The sequence below is a fragment of the Pseudoalteromonas sp. S3260 genome, assembly GCF_005886925.1.
GTDB lineage: Bacteria > Pseudomonadota > Gammaproteobacteria > Enterobacterales > Alteromonadaceae > Pseudoalteromonas > Pseudoalteromonas tetraodonis.
The window spans coordinates 1-229 of sequence record NZ_PNCV01000221.1; the positions used below are offsets into that span (position 1 = coordinate 1).

A 229-nucleotide genomic window follows, 5' to 3' on the forward strand; every position below is an offset into this window, starting at 1 on the left:
TTCTTTAGCGGCCAATATGATGAGGCGTTCAATAAAGCCAGTGAGTTGCAGCTGGATAACCCAGAGCTAGTCGCCTTCTCTATGGATCTGACACAAACTAAAACTCGTGCTGCAATAAGAGAGTATGAGCGCACGGCTCCAGGTAAGGAAGTTGCCAAAGAGCTGCAACCTTTCAATGAGTCGCTGAAAGAGGCATACAAGCAGGCCGGTGACTTAGGGCTGCAAAATG

1 pseudogene is annotated in these 229 nt (G+C 48.5%); it reads left to right on the forward strand.

The annotated features are described in order from the left end of the window. Positions 1-229, forward strand: a pseudogene (locus CWC14_RS19240) (DUF5610 domain-containing protein); the annotation flags it as partial.